We start from the raw sequence: 21,969 nt of genomic DNA on the forward strand, positions 1-21,969 counted from the left end.
ATTGCGATCATCATCATCGCAAAGGCTTCGGGCAGCAAAATCCGCGTCATGATCAGGTTCGATCCGAGCCGCAGCGCGTTCTCCCCCACCACCCAGATCAGGTTCCAGCCGCTTGCTGTGGCCGCGCGGCGACCGAGCGATTTTGGCGCGCTCATGACGGTCTCACTTGTATTCGATCAGGCCAGCGCGGCGGCCCAAAAGGCGACGCAGGTGGAACTCGGCGACGCCTTGGCCCTCGGCCAGTTTGCCCACAGTCAGCAGCGCGGCATTCTGCCATGCGGCGCGATCCCCGCCCGCGCGCAGAGCCAGACGGGCAATCTGCACAGGATAAAGCAACAGTGCCAAGACCCCCAACGCCGGAGCCGCCAAAAGCAGCAAGACACTCACCACCGGCAAGGCCAACCCCCATGCCGCCGCGCGTTTGGTTTCGGCCACAAAATGGTGTTCGGGCGCGGCCCCGTGCATATAGGCCCCCTCGGCAAAGGCATGACCTGCCCGCCGCGTGCGTTTCCAAAATTGCCCGAAGGTGGTCATGGCCGCATCATGCAACGTCATCTCGGCATCAATGCGCCAAATGCTCCAACCACATGCGCGCAGCCGCACACACATCTCCGGCTCCTCGCCCGCGATCAGGCTGGGATCATATCCGCCGACCTCATCGAGCGCGGCCATCCGCATCAAGGCATCGCCGCCGCAAGCCAGCGCCTCGCCCACGGGCGTGTCCCATTCACGGTCGCATTGTGCGTTATAGACCGAGGCTTGAGGATGGCGCTCGCGGCGGCGCCCGCAGACCACGGCAGCGCGAGGCTCGGCTTGCATCTTGGCTATGGCCTGCGGCACAAACTCCGCCTGCAATTCACAATCCCCGTCGATGAAGGTCACAAACTCGGGCCGCGTGCCTGCGGCGCGCAGGGCCTCCAATCCGGTGTTGCGAGCACGGGCAGCGGTGAACGGCTGGCTCATATCGAGATCCACCACTTCGGCGCCAAGCGCGCGCGCCAAGGCGGGCGAGCCATCGGTTGATCCGCTGTCCACATAGATCACCCGCGCCGCTTGCCCTAAAGACGCAAGGCAGATACGCAGGCGTTCGCCTTCGTTGCGGCCAATGGCAATGGCGGCAATATGTGCGGAATTATCCATTGGCGCCCCTGCCCCATGCGGTTTTCAGGTCCAGCCCTGTCAAGGTTTCGAGCCGGTCAAAATCGGCGTAAAACTCTGCGGCCAATTTCGCGGCGGTCTGGGGGTGCATCGGCGGCGGCACATGGGTATTGGCGGTGTCTTGCGGCATCCGCGCCAAGGCCCGCCTGCGCAGTTTTTGCCGCAATCCGTCCGGCAACAGATGGCGCAGCGCGGCCACCGGCCCAAGGCGGCGCATCAGGCCGCGCACTTGTCGAGATTGCGCAACGGTGCGATTGTGATCGACCGCGCGGTTCACCGATGTTGCTTCTTGGCGCGGCATCTTGGCGGGATCCACCCCAAGAAATTCAAGGACTTTGGCCGTGGCGGCGTCTTGGTCCTTGATGAAATCTTCAAAAGCCAGAAACAGAAATTTTTCGGGTGCGAAATGCGCGAAGTAGGCGTCGATTTGCCTGCAATAGTGGCTGCCTGCTGTGAGGACCTCGGGCACATCGGGAAAGTGGGTATCAAAAGGCGCAAAGAAATCATCGCGCGGGCATAGCGCCGCTCGATCACCGTAAAGGAAGTCCTCGAAACTGCGGCGGACTTCGAAATCTTGGGTGGCGTTCTGGCGGTTTTTGACCAATTGCCCGTAGTAGGAATAGCTGCGTTTCACCGGCTCGCGCAGCATGTAGATGAATTTGGCCTCGGGGCAGTGGGTCTTGATACGTTCGGCCGTTTTGGGAAACAGCGGCGCAAGGCTATAGAGCGTCGAGGCGTCGCCGCGCAATTGGTCCGGCTTTGCGTCGTCAAATAGGGCGGCATAGCTGTCGATCCCCGCATCATAACGATCATCGCGGGCGAAAAACTCCGGCTCTTTTGGTTCGGTCAGGAACAGGTCCGGATGCGCCTGCAACCGCGCATGCAAGCTGGTGGTGCCAGCCTTAGCAGCACCGATGATGAAGAAATCGCAAAGAGGGGCAGTGCTCATATCGGGTGTCGGCTCCGTCCGGTGCGCCTAGGGCGCGAATTTCTTGTAAGCCATATCGAGGCTGTCATTGTCTGGAAACAGCGCCTTGAGGCGCGATTGATCGGCGCGAAAACCGGCTGTCAGGCGGGCGCGGTCTTCGGGGCTCAATTTCGGGCGGTTTTGCATTTGCCGCCCTGCTTTGAGACGGTCGCGCACCGATTGCGGCACCAGCGCGCGGCGCAGCCATCTGGCCAGCGGGTTGTCGAAAATCACCCCGTGTAGCGGCAAGCGGCGGATGCGTTCGGCCGAGACATTCATCTGCTGCAAATCATCGCACCATGTCAGCCCCGCCTGCCCCAAATGCGCGGCGGCTTTGTCCAAAACACGTTGCGGATCTTGCTTCATTTCTTCCATCGTCATCACAAGGATATTTTGCGCACCGAAGGCATCGCACCACGGTGCGATCTGTTCGCCATAACGGCTGTAAGCGCATAGCTCTGGATGCTTTTCGAGCGCTTCATCCAGCGGGCAAGAGATCACGCCTTGGGTCCATTCGTGGATGTAGTGAGAGATCAGCCGGTCCAGAGGGTCGCGGATCATATAGATCAATCGCGGTGCGATCCGCGCAGATTGCAGCCGCGCAATCGTCTGTGGGTAGGTGGGCAATTTGGTGTAATGCGTGCTGGCCTCGCCGGTCAAATCACCGGCGCCCGCACCCTTATAAAGCGCGCCATACCAATCCACACCGCGCGCATAAATGGCATCGTCGGAAAAGAAATTCGGCTCTTTTGGAGTGGTGATAAAGATGCCGCTTTGTGCGCCAAGCTGCGCCGCCAAAGTCGTCGTGCCGCATTTCATTGCACCGATCAGGATGAAATCAGGGTTGGCTTTACTCATTTGGGGGCGCGCCTGTCGCCAAGGGGATGCATGAAATTGGTCCAGATATCGCGCATTTCGCGTTCAACGGGCAAAGTGTTGACCTTGCGGGTCAGCAAGAGCCGCACATAGGTCACCCCCGTGCCCAGATACCACGCGAGATTGGCAGCCAAGAGACCAATGCGGCCGTGGGATTGATACATCAGCCGCGTGCGCGAGGCGTAGTAATAAGCGGGCAGGCGTTTGCGCGCTTTGGCCAAAGATTTAACAGGTGCGCTGCCGCCGCGAAAATGGATCGCACGTGCGCTTTCAACGTAACGGGTGCCCCATCCGGCGCGGCGCGCGCGCAGGCAATATTCGGTGTCCTCAAAATACAGGAAATAGCCCTCGTCCATCACGCCGATCGCGTCGATCATGTCGCCGCGCAGCATGATCGCGGCAAAGCTGGCCCATTCGATTTGATCCTGCGCAGGGGGCATATCGAGCGGAATATCATAGCGTTTGAGGAGCCGAGTCACCGGCCCGCTTTGCGCCCCGCGGATCATTTCAGAGCCGGGGGTGGGAAAGCGAAAACAGCTGATCTGCCGCGTGCCATCGTCATATTCGAGGCGGGCGGCAAACAGACCCGTTTCGGGATGGGCCTCGGCATCGGCCAAAAGCGCCGCAAGGCACCCCTTGTGCACCACCGCGTCGGAATTGAGCACGAAATAGAACCGCGCTTTCATCGCGCCTATGCCTTGATTATGACCGCCGGAAAATCCGGTGTTCTCGGCCGAGACAACAAGGCTGACGGCGATGTCGGGTTTTTCGGCGCGTGCGGCGGTCAGCCAATCGGCCAAAACCACATCAGAGCCATCGCCCGATCCGTTTTCGACAATCACCACATGCGCACGTAGATCGCCGATATCATCCAGCACCGATTGCACGCAATCGATGGTCATTTGGGCGGTGCGGAAATTGATGATCGACACCACCAGATCCAGCGGCGCAGCGGGGGGGTATTCAACCTCGGTCATGGTCAGCTTTGATCTATCTATTCTGTCACAGCACGCGGCGCGGGCAATGCGCATATCTTTGGCGAAAAATGTGGCTTTAGTTTCGCATATCCGGTTTGGGAATGCTATGAGAGGGATACGCGTATCTTTTAATAAAACCCAATAGTGTCACTCATAAGCCCCTGATGCCTAATGCCATTGCATATATCGCCCTGTTCGGGTTCCCGCTGGTCGCTGCCTTGCTGTTTCGCCGTTTCACTTTGTTGCAGGCGGCGGTTCTAACGGTCCTGATCGGCTATCTATTTTTGCCCGAGAAAACCGGCGTGAACCTGCCCGTTCTGCCAACAATCGACAAAAAAAGCATGCCCGCGATCTGTGCGCTGATCTTTGCCGCGCTCAAGATGAAAACCGAACGCCGTTTGGCGATACGGCGCGGCGCGGCGGATGTGAGCGTCGTTGCCGAAAGAGAAGAAGACACAACGCCTTTGGGCCGCCGTGCCGCACCCTCACGTGCGGCTGCGCAGCAACGCAATGCACAAACCGCGCATCGCAAGGCCGCCCCCAATGCGCGCCCGGTGACCTCGCCAAGCTCCATGCTGATGGCAAAAACGCCCAGCGACAAACTCGCCTATCTGCTCATTGGGATATTGCTGTTCAGTACCATCATCACCTTTCTGACCAACCGTAGCGGATTGACCTACGGGCCTTTGCGGCTACCTGCGATCCGGCCCTATGACATGCCCGCGATGATGTTGAATTTTGTCATCATGTTGTTGCCGTTTTGGATCGGCTGGCGATACTTACGCCGCCCCGAGGCGAGCCGAACGCTTTTGCGGATGCTCGCGTTGACCGGCGTTGCCTATGCCTGCCTTGTGCTCTTCGAAGTCCGGATGGCCCCGCAGCTCAACACATGGCTTTATGGATTTTTCCCGCATGGCTGGCGTCAGCACCTGCGCGCTGGTGGGTTTCGCCCCATCGTTTTTTTGGCCCATGGCTTGCGTGTCGGAATTTACCTGAGCTTTGCGGTTCTGGCTGCGGCCTCGCTGATGCGGCTGGAAGAAACATCGCGGGCGCGGATGCTCTGGGGGCTGGCGACGGGGTTCTTGTTGCTCACCCTTTTGGTGTCAAAGAACCTTGGCGCAACAGGCATCACCGTTTTGATGCTCGGCGCGGTGTTCTTGATGCCGCAAAGACTGAAGTTGCTCTTTGCGGCGACCATCAGCGCCGTGGTGTTGTTTTATCCAATGGCGCGGGCGGTCGATGTTGTGCCAACCACCGCTTTGGTGGAGTGGGCGGCAAAAGTGAACCCAGAGCGCGCCCAGTCTTTGAATTTCCGAATTCAGCAGGAAAACGTGCTACTGGAACGCGCGATGCAAAAGCCAATAGCTGGCTGGGGGGCATGGGGACGCGCACGGGTCTATGACACCGAGACCGGAGAGGACCTCTCTGTCACCGACGGCACTTGGATTATTTTCTTCGGCAACCATGGTTGGATCGGTTACTTATGCGTGTTCGGCTTGCTGTGTCTGATCCCGATCCGTCTGATGCTGCGCCGCACACAACTGAATCCTAGCAACTATGATATCGGTCTCATGCTTGTTCTGGCCGCAGGATTGATCGACTTGATCCCGAACTCTTCTCTGGTCCCGCCTTTATGGTTGATCACGGGCACCCTATGGGGGCGCTATGGAGCGCTCCGTCAAGATATGAAGAACAGGCAAGTTCACCACGGCATCGAACCAAATGATGCGGGCTCGGGTATGACCGACCCGCGCCGTGGTCCGTCGCGGCGGATTAGAAAATCCAATCCAGATCGTCCATCCCCAATCCCACGAGCATGAAGCTGTCATCGCCGTTGCTAAATTCGAGCCCCTTATCTGTGGCGACCGCATAGTCGGCAATATCCTCTTCGCCGGCAAAGAAATTGCCAAAGCGGAGGCGGTCATCTGCGGTGAAGTCGAGGATCACATCGTTGCCGTCACCCACGGTGAAGGTATCATTGCCCAGACCGCCGATCAGCACATCATCGCCCGCGCCGCCATCAATCCAGTCGTTGCCATCATCGCCCGATAGGATGTCAGAGCCGACACCACCGTTGAGTTTGTCACTTCCGCCGCCCGCATAGACGCTGCCCCCCAGATCGGCCAGATAGATAGCATCGTCATATTCCGATCCGTAGATGGTCGTCGCGCCTTGCACCAGATCACCCAAAAGCTCTGCGGTCTGCTGTGCATCGCCAGTGATTGTGTCACCATTGCGATCTGTGCGGTCCATATTGACGGACCAGTAAGAGATGCCGATGTCCTCGCCATTCACTTCGATTGTCGCATCTCGCGCGGCCACAAAATAGGTGTTGTTTACGTCATCGCCAAGCGCCTGCCCCAAATTGGAGAAGGGGTTGATTTTGGCGATATGCACAGCGGACTCTGCGTCCGAGGCATCAATCAATTCCTGAGCCAGAATATCAACGGGCTTGTTGCGCATTGGCATGAGCGCGGCCGTGTCGCGGCTCGACACGCCTGTGACATTGGAGGTCTCTTCTTGGGCATCTACCACACCAAAGGTGCCGTTCTCGATTTCCCAAATGCTACCATCTTCAAATTCCAAAGCTTCGATGTTGAAGAGGTAATCCGATCCTTCGATCCCTTCGAGCAAGTAGCCGTCGCCTTGATGTGAGAGGGAATAATCACTCTGCGACCCGGTAAGGCGTACGGTATCAAACCCGTCGCCCCCATTCATGCCGTCGTCGCCCGCACCCGCGACAAAGACATCATCGCCGCCGCCGCCGGTGAGGTAATCCTCTTGCGCCGTGCCAATGATCAATTCGCTCTCGGCGGTGCCTTGCACCAAAATGCCTTGTTGATAATGCTCGCCCGCTTCCGCGCCGTCCCACCATGCTTCGGTCACGGCGTTCATCTCTTCGAGAAGTTCGGCGCGCGGGTTTTCGTCCAGCAAGCTGGCATAAGTGCCCCAAGAGCCCCATTTGTTGGCGATACCCGCCTCCGTGAGGATCATCATTGGACCATCAGAGGCTGCTGACCATGCCTCCCAAAGATGTTGGTACAGATCGCCCATCGCATCGCTGCGTACAAAATCGATCATGAATTCGGTCAAAGCGGCGGATTGCTCTGCCGTCAAATCGCGAACAGAGAAACTATGGTGCACGTGCTGGCCGCCTTCATAGGCAATCATGTCCATGCCATAGCTTGAGATCAGAGCTTTTTGCTCTTGCCACTGGATCGCATTGGCTGCGATGGACCCTGCGTAATCAGGGTCCAGCATCTTGTCGTGAAGCCATTGGGTCGCGTCAACCTGCGGATCTGCGATCATCTGCAAAAGCTCGCTGCGCATATCCGCATCGCGGATGGTCTTGCCGCCGAAATAGTCGGCCACAGCAATCGCATCAAAGACGGTGGTCGGATCAACCCAAGCATCGGGCTCGTTCTCAGCCCATGTAGGCGCGGTCAAGGCCCGCTCAATATTCCATTCATTGCCGCGCGGTGCCAAAACATTGACGATCCGTGCTTCGGCTTCGTCGCCAAAGACCTCGGCCCAGATCTGAGCCATATTCACCGCCATTTTGGTGTAATATTCGATGCTGGCGCCTTGGCCCCATTCTTCGATGCTCTGGTTTTTAAGCCAGTGGAATTGCTGGAAGGCGGGGTTCCAAACCTCATTGGAATATTCGATCTTGATGGTCAGATCGGGGTCGAGGTTGTCACGCACATAGGTCGCGAACTGGCGGATGAAATCATCATCGGCCAGATGCGGCATGTTGAACCACGGATCGGCGCCGATCTGGTTGGCCAGCGCCACCATATCCTCGATCGAGGCCATATTGGAAAAACCGCGATCATCGGCTGTCGGCATATCATCCCATGTCATCACATCGGAATTGTTGGTCTCCATCCAATTCATGAATCGGATCTCGCGGGCATCGTCGATGATATTGATCCATTGCGGGTTGAATGTCGCACCGGCCTCGTAGAGGTCGTAATATTCTTGCGGCACGACAGAAATATCGCGGATATAATCACCCGTGCCTTCAGGGTCCGTCTCTGTGATCTTGACCGAGAAGGTCCCGCCTGTGTCATTGCGGAAAATGATCTTACCGTCTTCTTGAGACAAGATCGTCGCATTGCCGGTCAACTCAATCGTGCCGGTGCCTTCATAGTCGAGTACATAGGTGCCGCTGCGCTGCTCGGCGAGAAGTGGGTCGGCATTGCTGCTGGGGCTCCAAGAAAATACGGTTTGAACATAGAGCCCGTCAGGAATTTCCGTCGGCCAACCGTCGTCGTCGAACACACCGCTTTCTGCCAAATCCGCATGGCGGATGGTCGCGCTCCAATCACCCGTGACGCCACCATTCCAATCGCGCATGGTCTTCATCAGGTCCAAGAAAGGCTCCGCGCTGTTCCAGCTGGAAATCCCTACGAGGTTATAAGCGAGAGTTGGATTGTCGTTGCCTGTGGCGGCCGTGGCTTGCGTCGTCATAATTGGCATCTCCATAATGCAGGAAAAAACAAGGAGCCATGTAAAGCGAAGCAATCTCGCTATCGGTGGCTTCAGGCCCTGCACAAAAAATCGGTTATTCTTCACGAAGCAAAATCCTTTAAAAATGCGGAATTCCTAGGCCTTATATGAGGCAAAAACGTGCTCATTCGGTCCAAATATACTCAAAGCAAGGCCGGATACTCCAACAATAGTGCATTCTGAAGCCCTCTGTTTCCCCAGTGCGCAAAATATTGCCGAAATCCGCCGCAATGCCTGTGGCCACGGGTCAATCACGGCTCCCCTAGGTCAGGTCAGTGATCAAAATATGCTCCAAGCGATCACAGGCCCGCTGCCAATTCCACGCTTGCGCAGTCTCGTAGGCAGATTGGGACATCTGTTGCCATTGTGGCGCTGACATGGCCTGCATCTGTGTCAGCCTCTCCACAAAAGCCCCGGCCTCGAAGGGCAACAGATGCCCGTTCTCGCCCTCGCGGATGATCTGCGGCGCGGCCCCTGCGGGTGTGGCCAGAACCGGCGTGCGGCAGGCCATGGCTTCAAGGATCGGCAAGCCGAAGCCTTCATGGCTGCTGGTAAAGAGCCACGCGTCACAGCTGGCGTAAATCTGCGGGATGCGGTCTTGCGGCGGCGCGATCTCGTATTCCATGCCTTCGACTTGCGGCATATCCGGTTTCAACGGATGGCGTCCAAAGGCAATCACCCGCAGGTTCGGGATCACGCGGCGCGCTTGGATCAGCGCCTCCAGCGCCAGGCCAAGGTTCTTGCGCGGCGCATGTTGATAGAGAAACCCCACCGTCAATGAGGCGGCCTTGGCCCGCTGTGGGGCTGTGAATTGCGCCGTGTCCACCCCGTTGGGCAGCAGGCGAATGGATTTTACTCCGTGATGGCGCTGTATCTCGTCTTGGATATACTCAGAGACCGCCAGCATGTTGAGCCCCAAACCATAGCTCTGCGCGACGCGATTTTGCGGCAGATGGGCGAAATTCTCGTAGTCTTGCAAAAGATAATATTTGCGCCCCTTTGATGCGGGCAAGGCGGCAACCGCTTCGGCAGTGTCCCACCATGTGGCAATCACCACATCGCCGTCCTCCACATCCTCCGCCGTGACCGGACGAAAACGTTCCAGTATTTTATGATGCGCGCCCAAGGGCTGCAAAAGCGGCGTGGCGGGCAATGTCTTTTGTCTACGCCCGCGAAAGGCGTCTTTGATACGCCGCCTGATCGGCGCTTTGCGCGGCGGGCGCGAGATCACGCGCACCTCATGGCCACGCTGCGCCAACATAGAGGCATAAACCGCCGCCACACGAATACCGCCCGACAAACCCGCATAGGGCAGGATAAAGGTGATTTTCATGCGCCGCTCTATATTTTCTTCCGGTTTCGGATTTTGAACATGATGAACCGCCCCGTGACGCGCAGGATATCGACGAAATCCCCAATCCGCACCGGTTTGCGGCGCCGCTCGAACCCGAGCGCGTCGATCTGCGCATTGCAAAGCCGGTTGATCAGCCAATATTCCAATCCCGTCAGATCCTGTTTGGGTCCCTGATCGGAGAAGGAGGAATTGGGCCGCTCGGGTTTGGTGATCTCGCTGTCCAAATCCTCACCCAAAAACGCCGCCAATCCTTTGGCCGTCTCTTGGCTGTCACGGGTCAGGTCGTGGAACCGCACCAATGTCACGTCGCCTGCCCCTTTCGCCGCTTCGGTGCGATAGCTTTTGGCCGCCACGCGCCAATAGAGCGCATAGAACAGCGGATGATACCGCCCCGGATGGCCGTCTTCGGAGGTTTCGGGGATGAATTTATACGAACGCAGCACCTCATGGGGTTGGCGCAGCAAATAGACGATACGGGCGTCTGGATAGGCCGCGCGCAAAGCGGGCAGGTTGCGAAAGGCTTTGGGCAATTTATAGCCCCATTGCGCCGACCCTGACCGCGCGGCGAGCCGCATCATCCATTCTTTTTGCAATTCAAGCCAAGTGTAGTCTTGCCCTGAAAAGCAGGCGCGCAACGCGTCGTTCATCGCATCCACCTCATCTTCGCGCATCTTCGGGATGGCATAGGTGGTGTGGCGCAACCGCGCGCGAATTTGCCACCCCATGAAATGCAGCAATGTCTCTAACTGTTCGGCGCTCGGGGTTTGATGATCAGACAGGCCGATCTCATAGGCTTTGTCTTGGATATAAAGATCGTCAAACACATACCAATCGCCGATCTGCGACAAAACATGGCTCAAGAAGGACGAACCAGAGCGCGGCAAGCCCACCACAATCACCGGCGCATTGTCGGTTTGCGGCGTGCTGATGCGGGTTCGGGCGAAAAGCGGGTCGGTCAAGGTCATAGGCACATCCTTAGGGTGCGAGGTGTCAGGCACATCATCGGCCACGGCTCCAATCCTTGCCTGCCGGTTTGAGCCGCACCGCCAGATGCACCGACATATAAGCCGCAAACCCAAAGGGCATACGCGCGGCAAGGTGCAGCAGATGCGTGCGGGTCAGGGGCGCTTTGGCCTCATTCCCCATCAGCTCCGGATAAAGCGCGGCCAATTCGGCAACGCCCGCATCCTGACGCCGCCGCACGCGGGTCAACGCGGCAAAGCCTTCGATCATCGGCCAGTGATAGCGCGCAGGCACTTCGATGCGCTCATGGGGCGCGAAGTTCAGCCGCACGAATGTATCATCCGAAATGATACGTGGAAAACCGCCCCAACGGGCGCGGCCCAAAGCGTTCACCGCAAAGAACCCCGCCCCCACCGCGCCGCCTTTGACAAAGGGCAGGCTTTGCCAAAAACGCGCATAAAGACGGGTAAAGCGGCTTTGCGCGGGCGCAACACATAGACGGCCGGTTGCATAAAGCGGCGCATCGGCGGCCAAGGCCCGCGCCACTTGCCCTAACAAATCTGTGTCGCAAATCACATCGGCATCCAGATAGACGCGCGGCGCGGCGCCCTGCCCCATCTCGACAAGCACCGCCTCGGCACGATCCAATGCGGCGGTTTTTCCACCCTCAAGGCTGTCGATGCATATAAGCGTGTGGCCGAGGGCGGCAAAACGCGCGGTCTGTGCCTGCGTCTGGGGCACGGTCGCATCGGTGCAGGCATTGGCGGACACCACGACAACCATCGGCGGGCAGCTGACCTGCGCCAAGAGCGCCTCAAGGCAAGGCGTGATATAGCCCGCTTCATTATTGGCGGGGATGATCACGGCAAGGGGGCTATCCGTCATGCAGCGCGCTCCCCATGCCCAAATCTTGCGCAAGCGTCTCTAATGCGGCGCGGTTGGTGATATTAGTGCGCGCCGAGGTGCGTTTGAGCGCCGCCTTGACCGGAGCGCGCGCATGGCCAAGCCAATCGCAAATGCGATCGATGCTGGGTTGATGCATTTCGGTGCCCGAGAAGGCGGTGCTATAATTCAAGGTCAGCGGCGCGAAAGGTGCAAGAAGCTGGTCCTCATAGTCGAGCATCGCCAAATTCCACCGCAATTGCGCCTCCATGATCGCAGGTTCAACCGCAATATCGAGGGTCTTTGCCGCACTGCCCTTTTGCAAATGATAGGTCTGGGTCTGCTGCGCGACACTCAGCGATAGACACTGATCAAAAGTATTGCGGCGCATATGGATGAAGCGAAAACCGCTGTCGGCGAGACGGGACAGAAAGGCGTGCTGGTCGCGCAGCCTTTGCACTTCGAACATTTGATAGGTGATGATCTTGGTGCCGTAAACTGCGACATCGGCGCTGCGACTGCGGGCCATATTGAGCAAAAACCCCGAAGGGTTGCACATCGCGTAATGCAACTCTTCACCGCGGCAATCGACACCGGCCACCTGATTGAGCAATTGCACCAAAAGCGTGGTGCCGGACCGTGGCCGCCCGAGGATGATGAAGCGTTTGGGGTCATGGGTCTTGCCGCGGCTTTTGACGAAAATCTGCGCCTCGCGCAGATAGCCCCTGAGCGAGACACGATCCTTGTGCCAACGGCCCAAAACATAGGGCGCGCCGACGGGCGGGGCGCTGTGCACCGGATGGTCTGACAGGTCGATCCGCTGTGGCATCATCTCCGCTTCGCTCATGGTTTTTGCTTCAGATAGAGCCAGAAAATTCGCGGCCCGTCGATCAGGTAACGGCGAAACATCCGGCGCGGGTTGCTGGCCAAACGGTGCAGCCATTCGAGCCCGTTGTCGCGCATGACCTGCGGCGCACGGTTTTGGCGATTGGTGAGAAAATCAACGCTGGCCCCGACACACAATGCAATGCCGCGCGCCGTCCCGCGCGATTTGAGATCGGCGGCAAAATATTCTTGCTTGGGAAAGGAAATGCAGATCAGCAAAATATCGAAACGGGTGGCCTCGGCGGCCTCTAAGGTTGCCTGCCATGCGGCGCTGCCGCGCGTCATCATCGGCGCGGTAATATGGCGCAGCGCCAAGTCGGGATAAAGCGCGGCCAGATCGGCAAAGGCCGCATCATCGGGACCGATCACCGCAATCTCTTTGCCGCGCGCATCCGCGTCTTCCAATAGATCACGGGTCAGGTCCGACCCCGGATAGGGCAGCAAATCCAAGCCGCTCATCCGTGCCAGACGGTTCAAAATCCGGCTGTCGCACATCAACCAATCGGCGCCGGTATAGATGCCGCGCAATTCAGGGTTTTTATTGAGCTGCACCACATGATCCACATTTGGCGTGACCACATAGGCAAATGCACCGCGCCCGAAGGACAAAATCCGCGCACGCCAATCGGCGGGGGTATCCACCGTGAACTCGACCCCCATAAAGAGCGTGCTGGCCTTGGCGGTGGGGTCTTGAGAGGCTGTCGCCTGCATGGGGGTCATTTCCGATAGTCTACGTCAAAAGCACGTCTAAAAGGGGCATATAAAAAGCCCGTATCAAAGGGCCCGTGGTAAAAAAGTCTAGTGACTTTAAGTCTAAAACAAAACCGCTCGAACCGGCGGGCTTGCGATACCACGGGGCGGCTGTGGCAAAAACCCTGCAATTGCGGCGCTGCGGCGGGACAGTCCATATTCACAGATAGAACCGCTTTACTCGCCACGTAAAAACCTTTTTGTTCGAAGAGCATCGCTCCCAGACGTTTTTGACACGCAGGACCTATTAAATGATCATTCCCGCCATTCTTTGTGGCGGCTCGGGCACCCGCCTGTGGCCGCTGTCACGCAAATCCTACCCCAAGCAATTTTTGCCACTGGTCTCGGACGAGAGCCTGTTCCAATCAACCCTGCGCCGCTTTGCCGCCAAAAGCTTTGCCGCGCCTTTGGTTTTGACGGGCGATGAATTTCGCTTCATCGCCATGGATCAGGCCGCCGAAGTGGGGCTGATGGATGCCCGCGTGGTGATCGAGCCCAGCCCGCGCGACACCGCTGCTGCGGTTTTGACGGCGGCGCTTTTGTGCGAGGACACCCCTGATGCACAGATTTTGATCGCGCCGTCGGATCACGTCATCAGCGATGTCGATGCCTTTTTGACCGCCGTGGCCGAGGGGGCCAAGGCCGCCCATGGCGGCACATTGGTCACCTTCGGCATTCCGCCCACCCGCCCCGAAACCGGCTATGGCTATCTGGAATTGTCGCAAGCGGGCGGCACTGGCGCGCGGCCCCTCGACAGTTTTCGCGAAAAGCCCGATGCGGTGACGGCCGAAAGCTTTGTCGCCTCGGGGCGGCATCTGTGGAATGCGGGTCTGTTCCTTGCAACAGTCTCTGATTTGATCGCCGCCTTCGAATTGCACGCGCCCGATCTGGTCGCGCCCTGCCGCGCCGCGATTGCCGGCGGCGGCGAGGATTTGGGATTTTTCCGTTTGGACCCTGCCCCATGGGGCGAGGCGCGGGCGATTTCATTCGATTATGCGGTGATGGAAAAGGCCGAACATGTCGCCGCCGTGCCGATGGTCTGCGGCTGGAACGATCTGGGATCGTGGGATGCGCTGTGTGATCCGGACAAGGATGTGACCACCCACGGCGCCGTCACGGTGATCGACAGCCGCGACAGCTATCTGCGCTCGGATGAGGGCAATATCCATATGGTCGGCGTCGGGCTTGAGAATATCGTCGCCGTGGCCACCCGCGATGCGGTGCTCATCGCCGCCAAGGACCGCGTGCAGGACGTGAAAAAAGCCGTCGAGGCCCTGCGCGCCGAAGGCGTCAAACAGGCCGATGAATATCCGCGCTATCACCGGCCTTGGGGATGGTATGAGACGCTGTGCCTCGACACACGGTTCCAAGTGAAACGGATCATGGTCAAACCGGGCGGTATTCTATCGCTGCAATCGCATGTGCACCGCTCGGAGCATTGGATCGTGGTGGCAGGCACCGCCGAGGTGACCTTGGGCGAAGAGGTCAAATTGGTGAGCGAGAACCAGTCGGTCTATATCCCGCTGGGCACCAAACACCGGATGGCCAACCCCGGAAAAGTGCCGATGTATCTGATCGAGGTGCAAACCGGCAGCTATTTCGGCGAGGATGACATCGAACGCTACGAGGATATCTATAACCGCAGCTAGGGGCTCTTGGGGCCGGAGCCGCCCAAGGTTTCGGCCCGCGCCACGGTCATGCGCCTATTTCAATTGCGCCTGATGGATGTCGTTCATCCGCAACCGGATCCGCGTGTTTGCCGCGCGCAGCTTGAACAGACGGCTGAGCTTTTCGCTCCAGAACAATGCGCCGCCATAGCGTTTCATCCCGAATCGCCACAGGTAGAGCTTTTGCTCGACCTTCAATTTCAGCGCCTCAACCCCGCGTGGCACATGGCCCGCGCCCGTAGGCGCATAGCCGCAGGCGCGCATCAAATCGCCCGCTTTCCCCTCGACCAAGGCGATATCGTAATCAGAGCATTTATGACGCCATTGCTCGACCAATTTGGGATCGGGCGGCGCGTAGCTGCTGCGCTCGTGATAGGTCAACATCGCCGGATTATAATCCACACCGATGAAGCCGCAGACAGATTTCAATTCGCGGTCCATATCGCGAAACAGGGTCTCGTAGCGCAGGGTATGCACCCGCGCCGGATCGGCCAGTGCCTCGGCCTGCTGCCAGCTTGTCTCTGTCGCGATCCAGTGATCGATCCCGTAATACGGCCGCGCCGCCCATCCCATCGGCACCGAAGAGCGCGCCACATCGCGCGGATCACGCAGCATATGGATCATCTTTGCGGCAGGCAAAACCCGCGCCGCGCGGGCCAGATTGTGATGCAGATTGAAGCTGAGGATTTTATCCGGCGTGCGGGCCTGAAACTGGGTCAGAAAATCAGCAAGCAAATCGAGGCCCTCAGTGCCTTGGGGGATCTGCAACTGTTTGGAGCGGAAAATCCGGTCGACCCGCAGCCCGCCCAGATCATAACGCCACCCCGTCGGATGAGACGGATCAGGGCGCAGAAAATCGAACAGGAAATCCACCTCGCCAGGATTGGCGATCTGCCCGTGGGTGTCCAACATCAGGCGAAACATCGTCGTGCCAGAGCGCATCGCGCCGCATACAAACACCCCGTCAAATGTCTCTAGCCCGTGATCGGTCGTGCTCATGGCTTTGGTCTTTCGTCTCTATCGTGGCTCAATTGGGCACAAACCGCGGCAACACTTGCACCGTTTCTTTGAACATCTTCTGGAGCCGCGCTTCGGCCTCTTCTTCGGTTTCGCCGCGCGCGATCGGCGTGATCAACCGGACCAGCGCCCCATCGGTGCGCCCCATCGTGATCCCGTCATAAAGCAGGTAGAATTTCGCGGCAAAATCCCATGCGACGTGGCGGCCGTGTTGTTCGAACCAGTAGTAGGCCAACATCCGGTTGGTGCTTTTTTGGATCACCGCGCGGTTGATCATATAGGGGGCGTCAAACCCGACCTCGGGGGCGATATCGACCCGCTCGAGCCATGCGATTTCCCAACCGGCCGAAGGCAGGCAGATTTCGGGGGAATGGGTGCCGCCTTTGGTTTGGTCCTTATAGAAGGCAGAGAAGAACTCGACCTTCGCGGCCTCTTTTGAGCTAAAGAAGTCAATCGAATGATAGTCATCCGCGCCCAGAACCTGTTCAACCGCTGCGCTCAGGGGGGGTTTGGGCGGTCCGGCTTTCCACTCTCCCATTTGCCGCGGGAAAAGGGCAAAGGGTTCACGCGACGGTTGGACGGTCTCGACGGCGGGGCGCATATACCATACCGCCGCCGCAGCGGTCACCATCAAGGTGCCAAGGATCAGCGCGCGCGACGGTTGGACCAAGCGCAGCCGCGCCATTTGCGTCACCAACCCATCGGTGTCCAAATCCAATGCATCGGGCAGGCTGGGTTTGTCAGGATGGATGAAGAGCATCAACCACGCCAGCAAGAACAAGATCACCACGCAGGCCATGAAAATCACCCAGCCCTCGAAGAAATGCGAAAACCCTTCGACATGTTCGGGGCCCCAGCGTTCGACAATGACACCGGCCAGCGCGATGCGCACCGAATTCATGAACACGGTGATCGGCGCCGCAGAAATCAACAGCACCGCTTTGTGCCACATCGGCCCCTTATAGAGGACGGCAAAGATGTAGGAAAACGACAGGATCGGGAAGAGATAGCGCAGGCCGGAGCAGGCTTCGGCCACATGCAACTTATAGACGCCCAGATCGATGATATTGCCTTCAAGGAAGACCGTCACACCCAATACATGCAAGAACCACACGCCAAGCTCCGACGAGACCGCCTGCAAAAATGTCGAAAGCTTGTAGTACAGCACGCCGGGCAAGGGCAGCATGTAGACAAGGTGCAAAACCGGTGGCCAAAAATGTTTACCCTGTTGCCAGCCAAAGGAAATCAACAGCACCGCCCCAACCCAAAGAATGGTGGCATAGGCGGTGATATCGTCGATCTGGGCCAATTTTCCCAAAGCGCCAAAGGCCAGCGCCACACCGAGCAAAAGCAATCCCGGCCAGCGGTCGTTTTGCGCGCCAAGGTGGACGGGTTCGGTTTTCAACTGGCGCAAGAACAACAGGCCGGACAAGACCGGAATAAGCGGTCCGTGGCTATATTCGGGCAATTGCCACGCCGCCAAAAGTGCGTTTAGCCCCTCTTGGAAAAACACCGCCGCCGCGATCACAGCCATCAAGAGCCAAAACGGCCCCACATAGCGTGACAAAGCATGTGTTGGGGGGAGATTATCGCTTGCGAGGGACATGAGGCAATTCCGGTTTATAAAATCTGGGCTAACATCACCGCAAAAAGGCGGCAGCTCTTGGGCGTTTATGCGTCTGTATAAAGGATTTACACGCGTCTCGCCAGCGGCCCCAAGACAAAGTGATCGCCTCGGGGGCGATGGTGACATATTCGCCCAAAATTTGACTTCCCGTGCCCAAAGCGCCCGAAAACCGTGGCGCGCCGCGCGCCGTTCTGGAAAGTTGGAACTTCTCCTCCCTCCCGTTGAGACAAGGCCGCCCATGCAAAACGCACCTCATAGTGACAAACCCAGTGGCAAAATCGAGAGCCTGCAAATGCTGCGCGCCGTGGCGGCGCTTTTGGTGGCGGCGTTTCACCTCAATGCCTCGGCGGTGTTGAATGGCGGCTATACGGGCGTGTTCAACCTGTTTGAACATGGCGAATCCGGTGTGGATCTGTTCTTCGTACTGAGCGGTTTCATCATCTATTTCACCGCGGCGCAAAAACCCGATCTGACCGCGCGGCAGTTTCTCGCCGCACGCTTCTACCGGATTGTGCCGCCCTATTGGGCGGTGCTGGCCTGTTATATCGGATTGGCCGTGGTGCTGGCGCAAGTTCTGGGGGATGCCTCCAAACTGCCCGATCTGCAAACCCTGCTGATTTCGGTTTTCATTCTGCCCTATCCTGATCATGTGATCGTCATCGCCTGGACGCTGGCGATGGAATTGGTCTTCTACGGCATATTTGCCATGAGCTATTTCCGCTTTGGCCGCGCGGGATTGCTGACGGCCATGGGGATTTGGGTGGGATTGTCGATTGCCCTGCGGGTGCAAGACATGTTTGATCCGCGCCCCTTGGCATTTTTGCTGCATTCCGCAGTGTTGGAGTTTTTGTTCGGCATCTTGATCGCCATGGCGGTTTTGGCGGGGCGCGCGCCGCTGCGCCTGCCTGCCCTGCTGCTCGGCGTGGGGCTGTTCATTTACTATCTGATGAGCGGCACGCTCTTGGGCCTCACTGCGAGCCGCGAGATCGTCGCCGGCATACCCGCCGCTTTCATCGTCTACGGGCTAACGGGTCTCAAAGGGCGCCAACCCGCCTCGGTGTTGTTGGCGGGGGATGCCTCATACCTGCTGTATCTGGGGCATCTGTTGTTGTTTTCCGTGCTGATCCGCGCCGCCGATATGGCATTTGGCTTTGATCTGCTGTCGTCGAGCGCCGCGATGTGGGCCATGCTCGCTGCTGCGCTTGGGGTCAGCATGGCACTCAGCCATTATCTGGAGCGCCCCTATCACGCATGGGCACGGCGACGGCTCAAGGCCCGTAGCGCCCAAAGCCGGACGCAATAACCCCTGCCTCAGACCTTGCGTTTTTTGAGCCACCCCAAAAATGCCGCCTCGGCCGAGCGCAGATGCGGGCGTCCCGAACGGGCCCAATAGGCGCGCCATTCCGCCTCCAGCGCATAGATATCCGCACCCGGCTCTGCGATGGCGCGCCCGCGCGCGCGGGTCTCGTCGGACAGGGGCGCGGCTTGGGGCAACTCGACCAAAGCCGCCTCGCTATGGGGAGCAAAGCGGATGATATCGCCCGCCTCCTCATACATGGCATAATCGGGCAATCCGCCGCGTTTGATCACCTCGCGCAGCATGGCGCGAAAGACGCGGCGCGGGCTGGCCGATCCGGATTTCTTGAGCAGCGTTTCCACCGAGACGCGCCATTCGGGCTGGCGTCCGCAATGTTTGCGCGCCAACTCGTACAGCCGCCGCTCCAAAGGCTTGCGCAAGCTGAAATAGTCCTTGCTCAAGGTCAGGACCGATTTCGACAAGACCGCGCGATAGAGCCATTCGGACAGCGTCACCGAAACCGACACCATCCGCCCCGCCCGCGTGCGCCGCACGATCTGCCAGCTCTCGATCAAGCCAAAGCCGGTGGTGGTCTCGCTCTCGCCGGTGACGATATTGGTGGTGATGCGGGTGCCGGCGAGACGCTCGAAGGCCTCGCGCAGCCGCCGGTAGCCATCGCCCGAGGTCTCGCGCCCCGTCGCCTTGAGCAGATCATGCGCCGTCAAGGTCATCGAGCGCGCCGTCGCCCGCCCTGCATTCATCGCCGCCACAAGCTGGCTGATGCAAAAGATCAAGATATCGGCGTCAAAGATCGTGGCGCGTCCCTTGACCGAAGGGGTGACGGTGATCTCGGCGCCATTGTGTTCGTAATGCAAGATGCGTTTGTCGGGGCGCGTCGAGAGCGAGAACAAAGGATGCTCCATCGCCGCCAGATCATGTTTGGGCATCGCTGCGGTGAAATCGCAAACAAACAAATCGCCCGCAGGCAAGGCGCCCATATCACCCGCCGCCGCGCTCATAGCGCCGCTGCCCCGAATGAGGCGACGCATCGATCCCGCAAGGATCCTGCCAATGTCATCATAGCCTGTCCATTTTATCGCCCGCCGATCTTGCGCCGGTCAAAGCGATACCTGTGCTCAACTCGATTTAGAAACCTTCACCCGCCGCACATGCGGCTTCGGTGTTTCATTGACACCCACGCTAAGGGCGCGGCGCCTGTGCGTCCAGCCTTTGCTTTCGGGGGATCGGAGTCGCCCCTGCGTGGTTTCAGAGTCGCCCTATCGTGGGATCAGAGTCGCCCCTTTTCAAAATCGCCTAAAAAAAAGAAGTCAAAACAAGGCCTTAAATCGAAAATCCAAAAGCGTTTTCGCCCGTAACTATCCAATAACATATAAATAACTTGGATAAAAAATCGCAAAAGCCTATTAATCCACAAGGCTCAGGCGCGAAAATCACGGCGATTTCCCTGCCAAAATGGAATCGCCTGCCCGAATCCCTCCCGTATTTGCTTAGAAAAAACCGGTTTGTTCCGGTAATCGTTGCATGTAACGCGTTTCGTGGTACATTGGCGAAAACAGGTTACATCTGAGGATAAGAGGCGCGATATGAGCAGCGACAGCCTTCCCCCCTATTTCAACCTCTCGCCGGATCTGGCGCTTGAGGATCTGACCCCGCCAGAGGGCACCGACGGCTTTGCCGAAGTGGCCGAGGCCTGCCGCGCCGGACGTGATGATCTGGCCTCGCGCGGGCTCTCCGAGGACGGCAGCCGCAAGCTGCGGCTTTTCTCCACTTGGGAGATCACCAAATACATCCTGCCCGTGGCGCCTGCGCATTTCCGCCGCGTTCTGCGCCAGAACCCCGATCTGCCCCAAGGCGCCAGCGAGACCGAGGGCGGCGCCAAATGGTTCACCTTCGAGGAGGTCTTGCGCCTGCGCGCGCATTTCGCCGCCGAAGGGTCCAAGGCGAAAAACTACGCCCCCTACCGGCCCAAGGACCTGCCCGCGAAAATCGTCGCCGTGGCGAATTTCAAGGGCGGGGTGGGCAAGACCTCGACCTGCGCCCATCTGGCCATGAGCGCCGCTCTGGACGGCTATAAGGTGCTGATGGTCGATCTGGACAGCCAAGGCTCGATGACCTCGATTTTCGGCGGGCAGATCGAGGATGAATGGTCGACGGTTTTCCCGCTGCTGGCGCGCCATTATGCGCAGCACCTGCAGGCCGACAACCAACGCCGCGTCGATCGCGGCGAGGCACCGGTGCCGATGGACGATACATTGACCGAGGCGCTTGGCAAAACCGCCCGCGACGTGATCCGCCCGACCCATTGGCCCAACATCGATCTCATTGGCGCACAGCTAAATCTCTATTGGTCCGAATTCCAGATCCCCGTCTGGCGCATGCAATCGCGCGGCTGGAAGCTGTGGGATGCGCTGTCGGAGGCTCTGGAGGCCGATGGGGTGCTGGACGACTATGACCTGATTTTCCTCGATACCCCCCCTGCCCTCGGCTATCTGACGATCAACGGGCTGGCCGCGGCCGATATCCTTTTGGTGCCGCTGGGCGCCTCTTTCCTTGAATTCGACTCGACGGGGCGGTTTTTTGACATGCTGCATTCGACATTCGCCTCCATCGAGGAGGGCGAAAACATCGCCGCGCGGGCCTTGGGGCGCGAGGAGCTGGCCTTTGAATGGGATGCGGTGCGCGCGGTGATCACCCGCTATGACGGCGCGCAACAGGCCGAGATGGCCGGATTGATCCAGGCCTATATGGGCCGCCGTCTGGCCCCGCACCGTCAGGATTTCACCGCGCTGATCGGACAGGCGGGCGAGAGCGTGAACGGCATCTATGAGGCCGATTACCGCGATTTCAACCGCGAGACCTATGCCCGCGGGCGCGCCACATTCGACCAGACCTATGCCAGCTTCAAAGAGCTTTTGCTCGGAATTTGGCGGCGCGACGAATTGGCTTTGGCACAGGAAAACAAGGGCATGGAGGCGGCGCAATGATCTGTTTCGCTGATGGCTATTCCGCCGGACGC

Annotated in this window: 17 protein-coding genes; 4 read left to right on the forward strand and 13 right to left on the reverse strand. The window is 58.8% G+C overall.

From position 1 onward, the window contains the following. Nucleotides 1-162: 162 nt before the first annotated feature. From ABWV64_RS15195 to ABWV64_RS15210, 4 genes are read right to left on the reverse strand one after another with little or no spacing between them, the layout of a single operon-like run. On the reverse strand, nucleotides 163-1,140 hold the full coding sequence (locus ABWV64_RS15195; protein ID WP_353346791.1) for a glycosyltransferase family 2 protein: 978 nt from the start codon (nucleotides 1,138-1,140) through the stop codon (nucleotides 163-165). Then, nucleotides 1,133-2,107, reverse strand: coding sequence for a sulfotransferase family protein (locus tag ABWV64_RS15200; RefSeq protein ID WP_353346793.1), 975 nt, complete (start codon nucleotides 2,105-2,107; stop codon nucleotides 1,133-1,135). Before ABWV64_RS15200 ends, ABWV64_RS15195 begins: the two co-directional genes overlap by 8 nt. Before the next feature lie 27 nt (nucleotides 2,108-2,134). Next, the gene (locus ABWV64_RS15205; RefSeq protein WP_353346795.1) at nucleotides 2,135-2,983 is read right to left on the reverse strand and encodes a sulfotransferase family protein; all 849 of its coding nucleotides are present in this window, start codon (nucleotides 2,981-2,983) and stop codon (nucleotides 2,135-2,137) included. Then, nucleotides 2,980-3,978: a glycosyltransferase family 2 protein gene (locus ABWV64_RS15210; protein ID WP_353346797.1), complete on the reverse strand. Its 999-nt coding sequence runs from the start codon at nucleotides 3,976-3,978 to the stop codon at nucleotides 2,980-2,982. Before ABWV64_RS15210 ends, ABWV64_RS15205 begins: the two co-directional genes overlap by 4 nt. A gap of 464 nt (nucleotides 3,979-4,442) precedes the next feature. Here ABWV64_RS15210 and ABWV64_RS15215 point away from each other — a divergent pair, with 464 nt between their 5' ends. After that, nucleotides 4,443-5,798 (forward strand): O-antigen ligase family protein, encoded by a 1,356-nt coding sequence (locus tag ABWV64_RS15215; RefSeq protein ID WP_353346799.1) that lies wholly within the window; start codon nucleotides 4,443-4,445, stop codon nucleotides 5,796-5,798. Here ABWV64_RS15215 and ABWV64_RS15220 read toward each other — a convergent pair. The 6 genes from ABWV64_RS15220 to ABWV64_RS15245 form a co-directional block, all read right to left on the reverse strand. After that, a complete protein-coding gene (locus ABWV64_RS15220) occupies nucleotides 5,752-8,451 on the reverse strand; it encodes a calcium-binding protein (protein WP_353346801.1) in 2,700 nt (899 codons plus the stop codon). The genes ABWV64_RS15215 and ABWV64_RS15220 overlap by 47 nt on opposite strands. Before the next feature lie 301 nt (nucleotides 8,452-8,752). Beyond that, nucleotides 8,753-9,823 (reverse strand): glycosyltransferase family 4 protein, encoded by a 1,071-nt coding sequence (locus tag ABWV64_RS15225; protein WP_353346803.1) that lies wholly within the window; start codon nucleotides 9,821-9,823, stop codon nucleotides 8,753-8,755. Nucleotides 9,824-9,831: 8 nt separating this feature from the next. After that, nucleotides 9,832-10,809, reverse strand: a complete 978-nt coding sequence (locus ABWV64_RS15230) for a sulfotransferase family protein (RefSeq protein ID WP_353346805.1) — start codon at nucleotides 10,807-10,809, stop codon at nucleotides 9,832-9,834. 34 nt (nucleotides 10,810-10,843) lie between these two features. Next, the gene (locus ABWV64_RS15235) at nucleotides 10,844-11,692 is read right to left on the reverse strand and encodes a glycosyltransferase family 2 protein (RefSeq protein ID WP_353346807.1); all 849 of its coding nucleotides are present in this window, start codon (nucleotides 11,690-11,692) and stop codon (nucleotides 10,844-10,846) included. Next, a complete protein-coding gene (locus tag ABWV64_RS15240; protein WP_353346809.1) occupies nucleotides 11,682-12,536 on the reverse strand; it encodes a hypothetical protein in 855 nt (284 codons plus the stop codon). The genes ABWV64_RS15235 and ABWV64_RS15240 overlap by 11 nt, the downstream gene beginning before the upstream one ends. Next, complete coding sequence (locus tag ABWV64_RS15245; protein WP_353346811.1) at nucleotides 12,533-13,285, reverse strand: WecB/TagA/CpsF family glycosyltransferase; 753 nt, start codon at nucleotides 13,283-13,285, stop codon at nucleotides 12,533-12,535. Before ABWV64_RS15245 ends, ABWV64_RS15240 begins: the two co-directional genes overlap by 4 nt. Before the next feature lie 290 nt (nucleotides 13,286-13,575). On the opposite strand from ABWV64_RS15245, the gene ABWV64_RS15250 reads away from it, so the two are divergent. After that, nucleotides 13,576-14,973, forward strand: coding sequence for a mannose-1-phosphate guanylyltransferase/mannose-6-phosphate isomerase (locus ABWV64_RS15250; RefSeq protein WP_353346813.1), 1,398 nt, complete (start codon nucleotides 13,576-13,578; stop codon nucleotides 14,971-14,973). Between the two features lie 54 nt (nucleotides 14,974-15,027). Here ABWV64_RS15250 and ABWV64_RS15255 read toward each other — a convergent pair whose 3' ends face one another. Both ABWV64_RS15255 and xrtD read right to left on the reverse strand, forming a co-directional pair. Then, nucleotides 15,028-15,990, reverse strand: a complete 963-nt coding sequence (locus ABWV64_RS15255) for a sulfotransferase family protein (protein ID WP_353346815.1) — start codon at nucleotides 15,988-15,990, stop codon at nucleotides 15,028-15,030. Between the two features lie 28 nt (nucleotides 15,991-16,018). Beyond that, nucleotides 16,019-17,575, reverse strand: a complete 1,557-nt coding sequence (gene xrtD, locus ABWV64_RS15260; RefSeq protein ID WP_353346817.1) for a VPLPA-CTERM-specific exosortase XrtD — start codon at nucleotides 17,573-17,575, stop codon at nucleotides 16,019-16,021. 298 nt (nucleotides 17,576-17,873) lie between these two features. Between xrtD and ABWV64_RS15265 the strand changes: the two genes are divergently transcribed. Further along, nucleotides 17,874-18,938 carry an acyltransferase family protein gene (locus tag ABWV64_RS15265; protein ID WP_353346819.1) on the forward strand — a complete coding sequence of 355 codons (1,065 nt, stop codon included), beginning with the start codon at nucleotides 17,874-17,876 and terminating at the stop codon, nucleotides 18,936-18,938. 8 nt (nucleotides 18,939-18,946) lie between these two features. On the opposite strand, the gene ABWV64_RS15270 is transcribed toward ABWV64_RS15265, so the two are convergent. Continuing rightward, nucleotides 18,947-19,951: a replication initiator protein A gene (locus tag ABWV64_RS15270; protein WP_353346821.1), complete on the reverse strand. Its 1,005-nt coding sequence runs from the start codon at nucleotides 19,949-19,951 to the stop codon at nucleotides 18,947-18,949. A 585-nt stretch (nucleotides 19,952-20,536) separates the two neighbouring features. Here ABWV64_RS15270 and ABWV64_RS15275 point away from each other — a divergent pair. Continuing rightward, nucleotides 20,537-21,937, forward strand: a complete 1,401-nt coding sequence (locus ABWV64_RS15275) for an AAA family ATPase (RefSeq protein WP_353346823.1) — start codon at nucleotides 20,537-20,539, stop codon at nucleotides 21,935-21,937. The last annotated feature ends 32 nt before the right edge of the window (nucleotides 21,938-21,969 follow it).

Source organism: Litorivita sp. NS0012-18 (assembly GCF_040371945.1).
Classification (GTDB): Bacteria; Pseudomonadota; Alphaproteobacteria; order Rhodobacterales; family Rhodobacteraceae; genus Litorivita.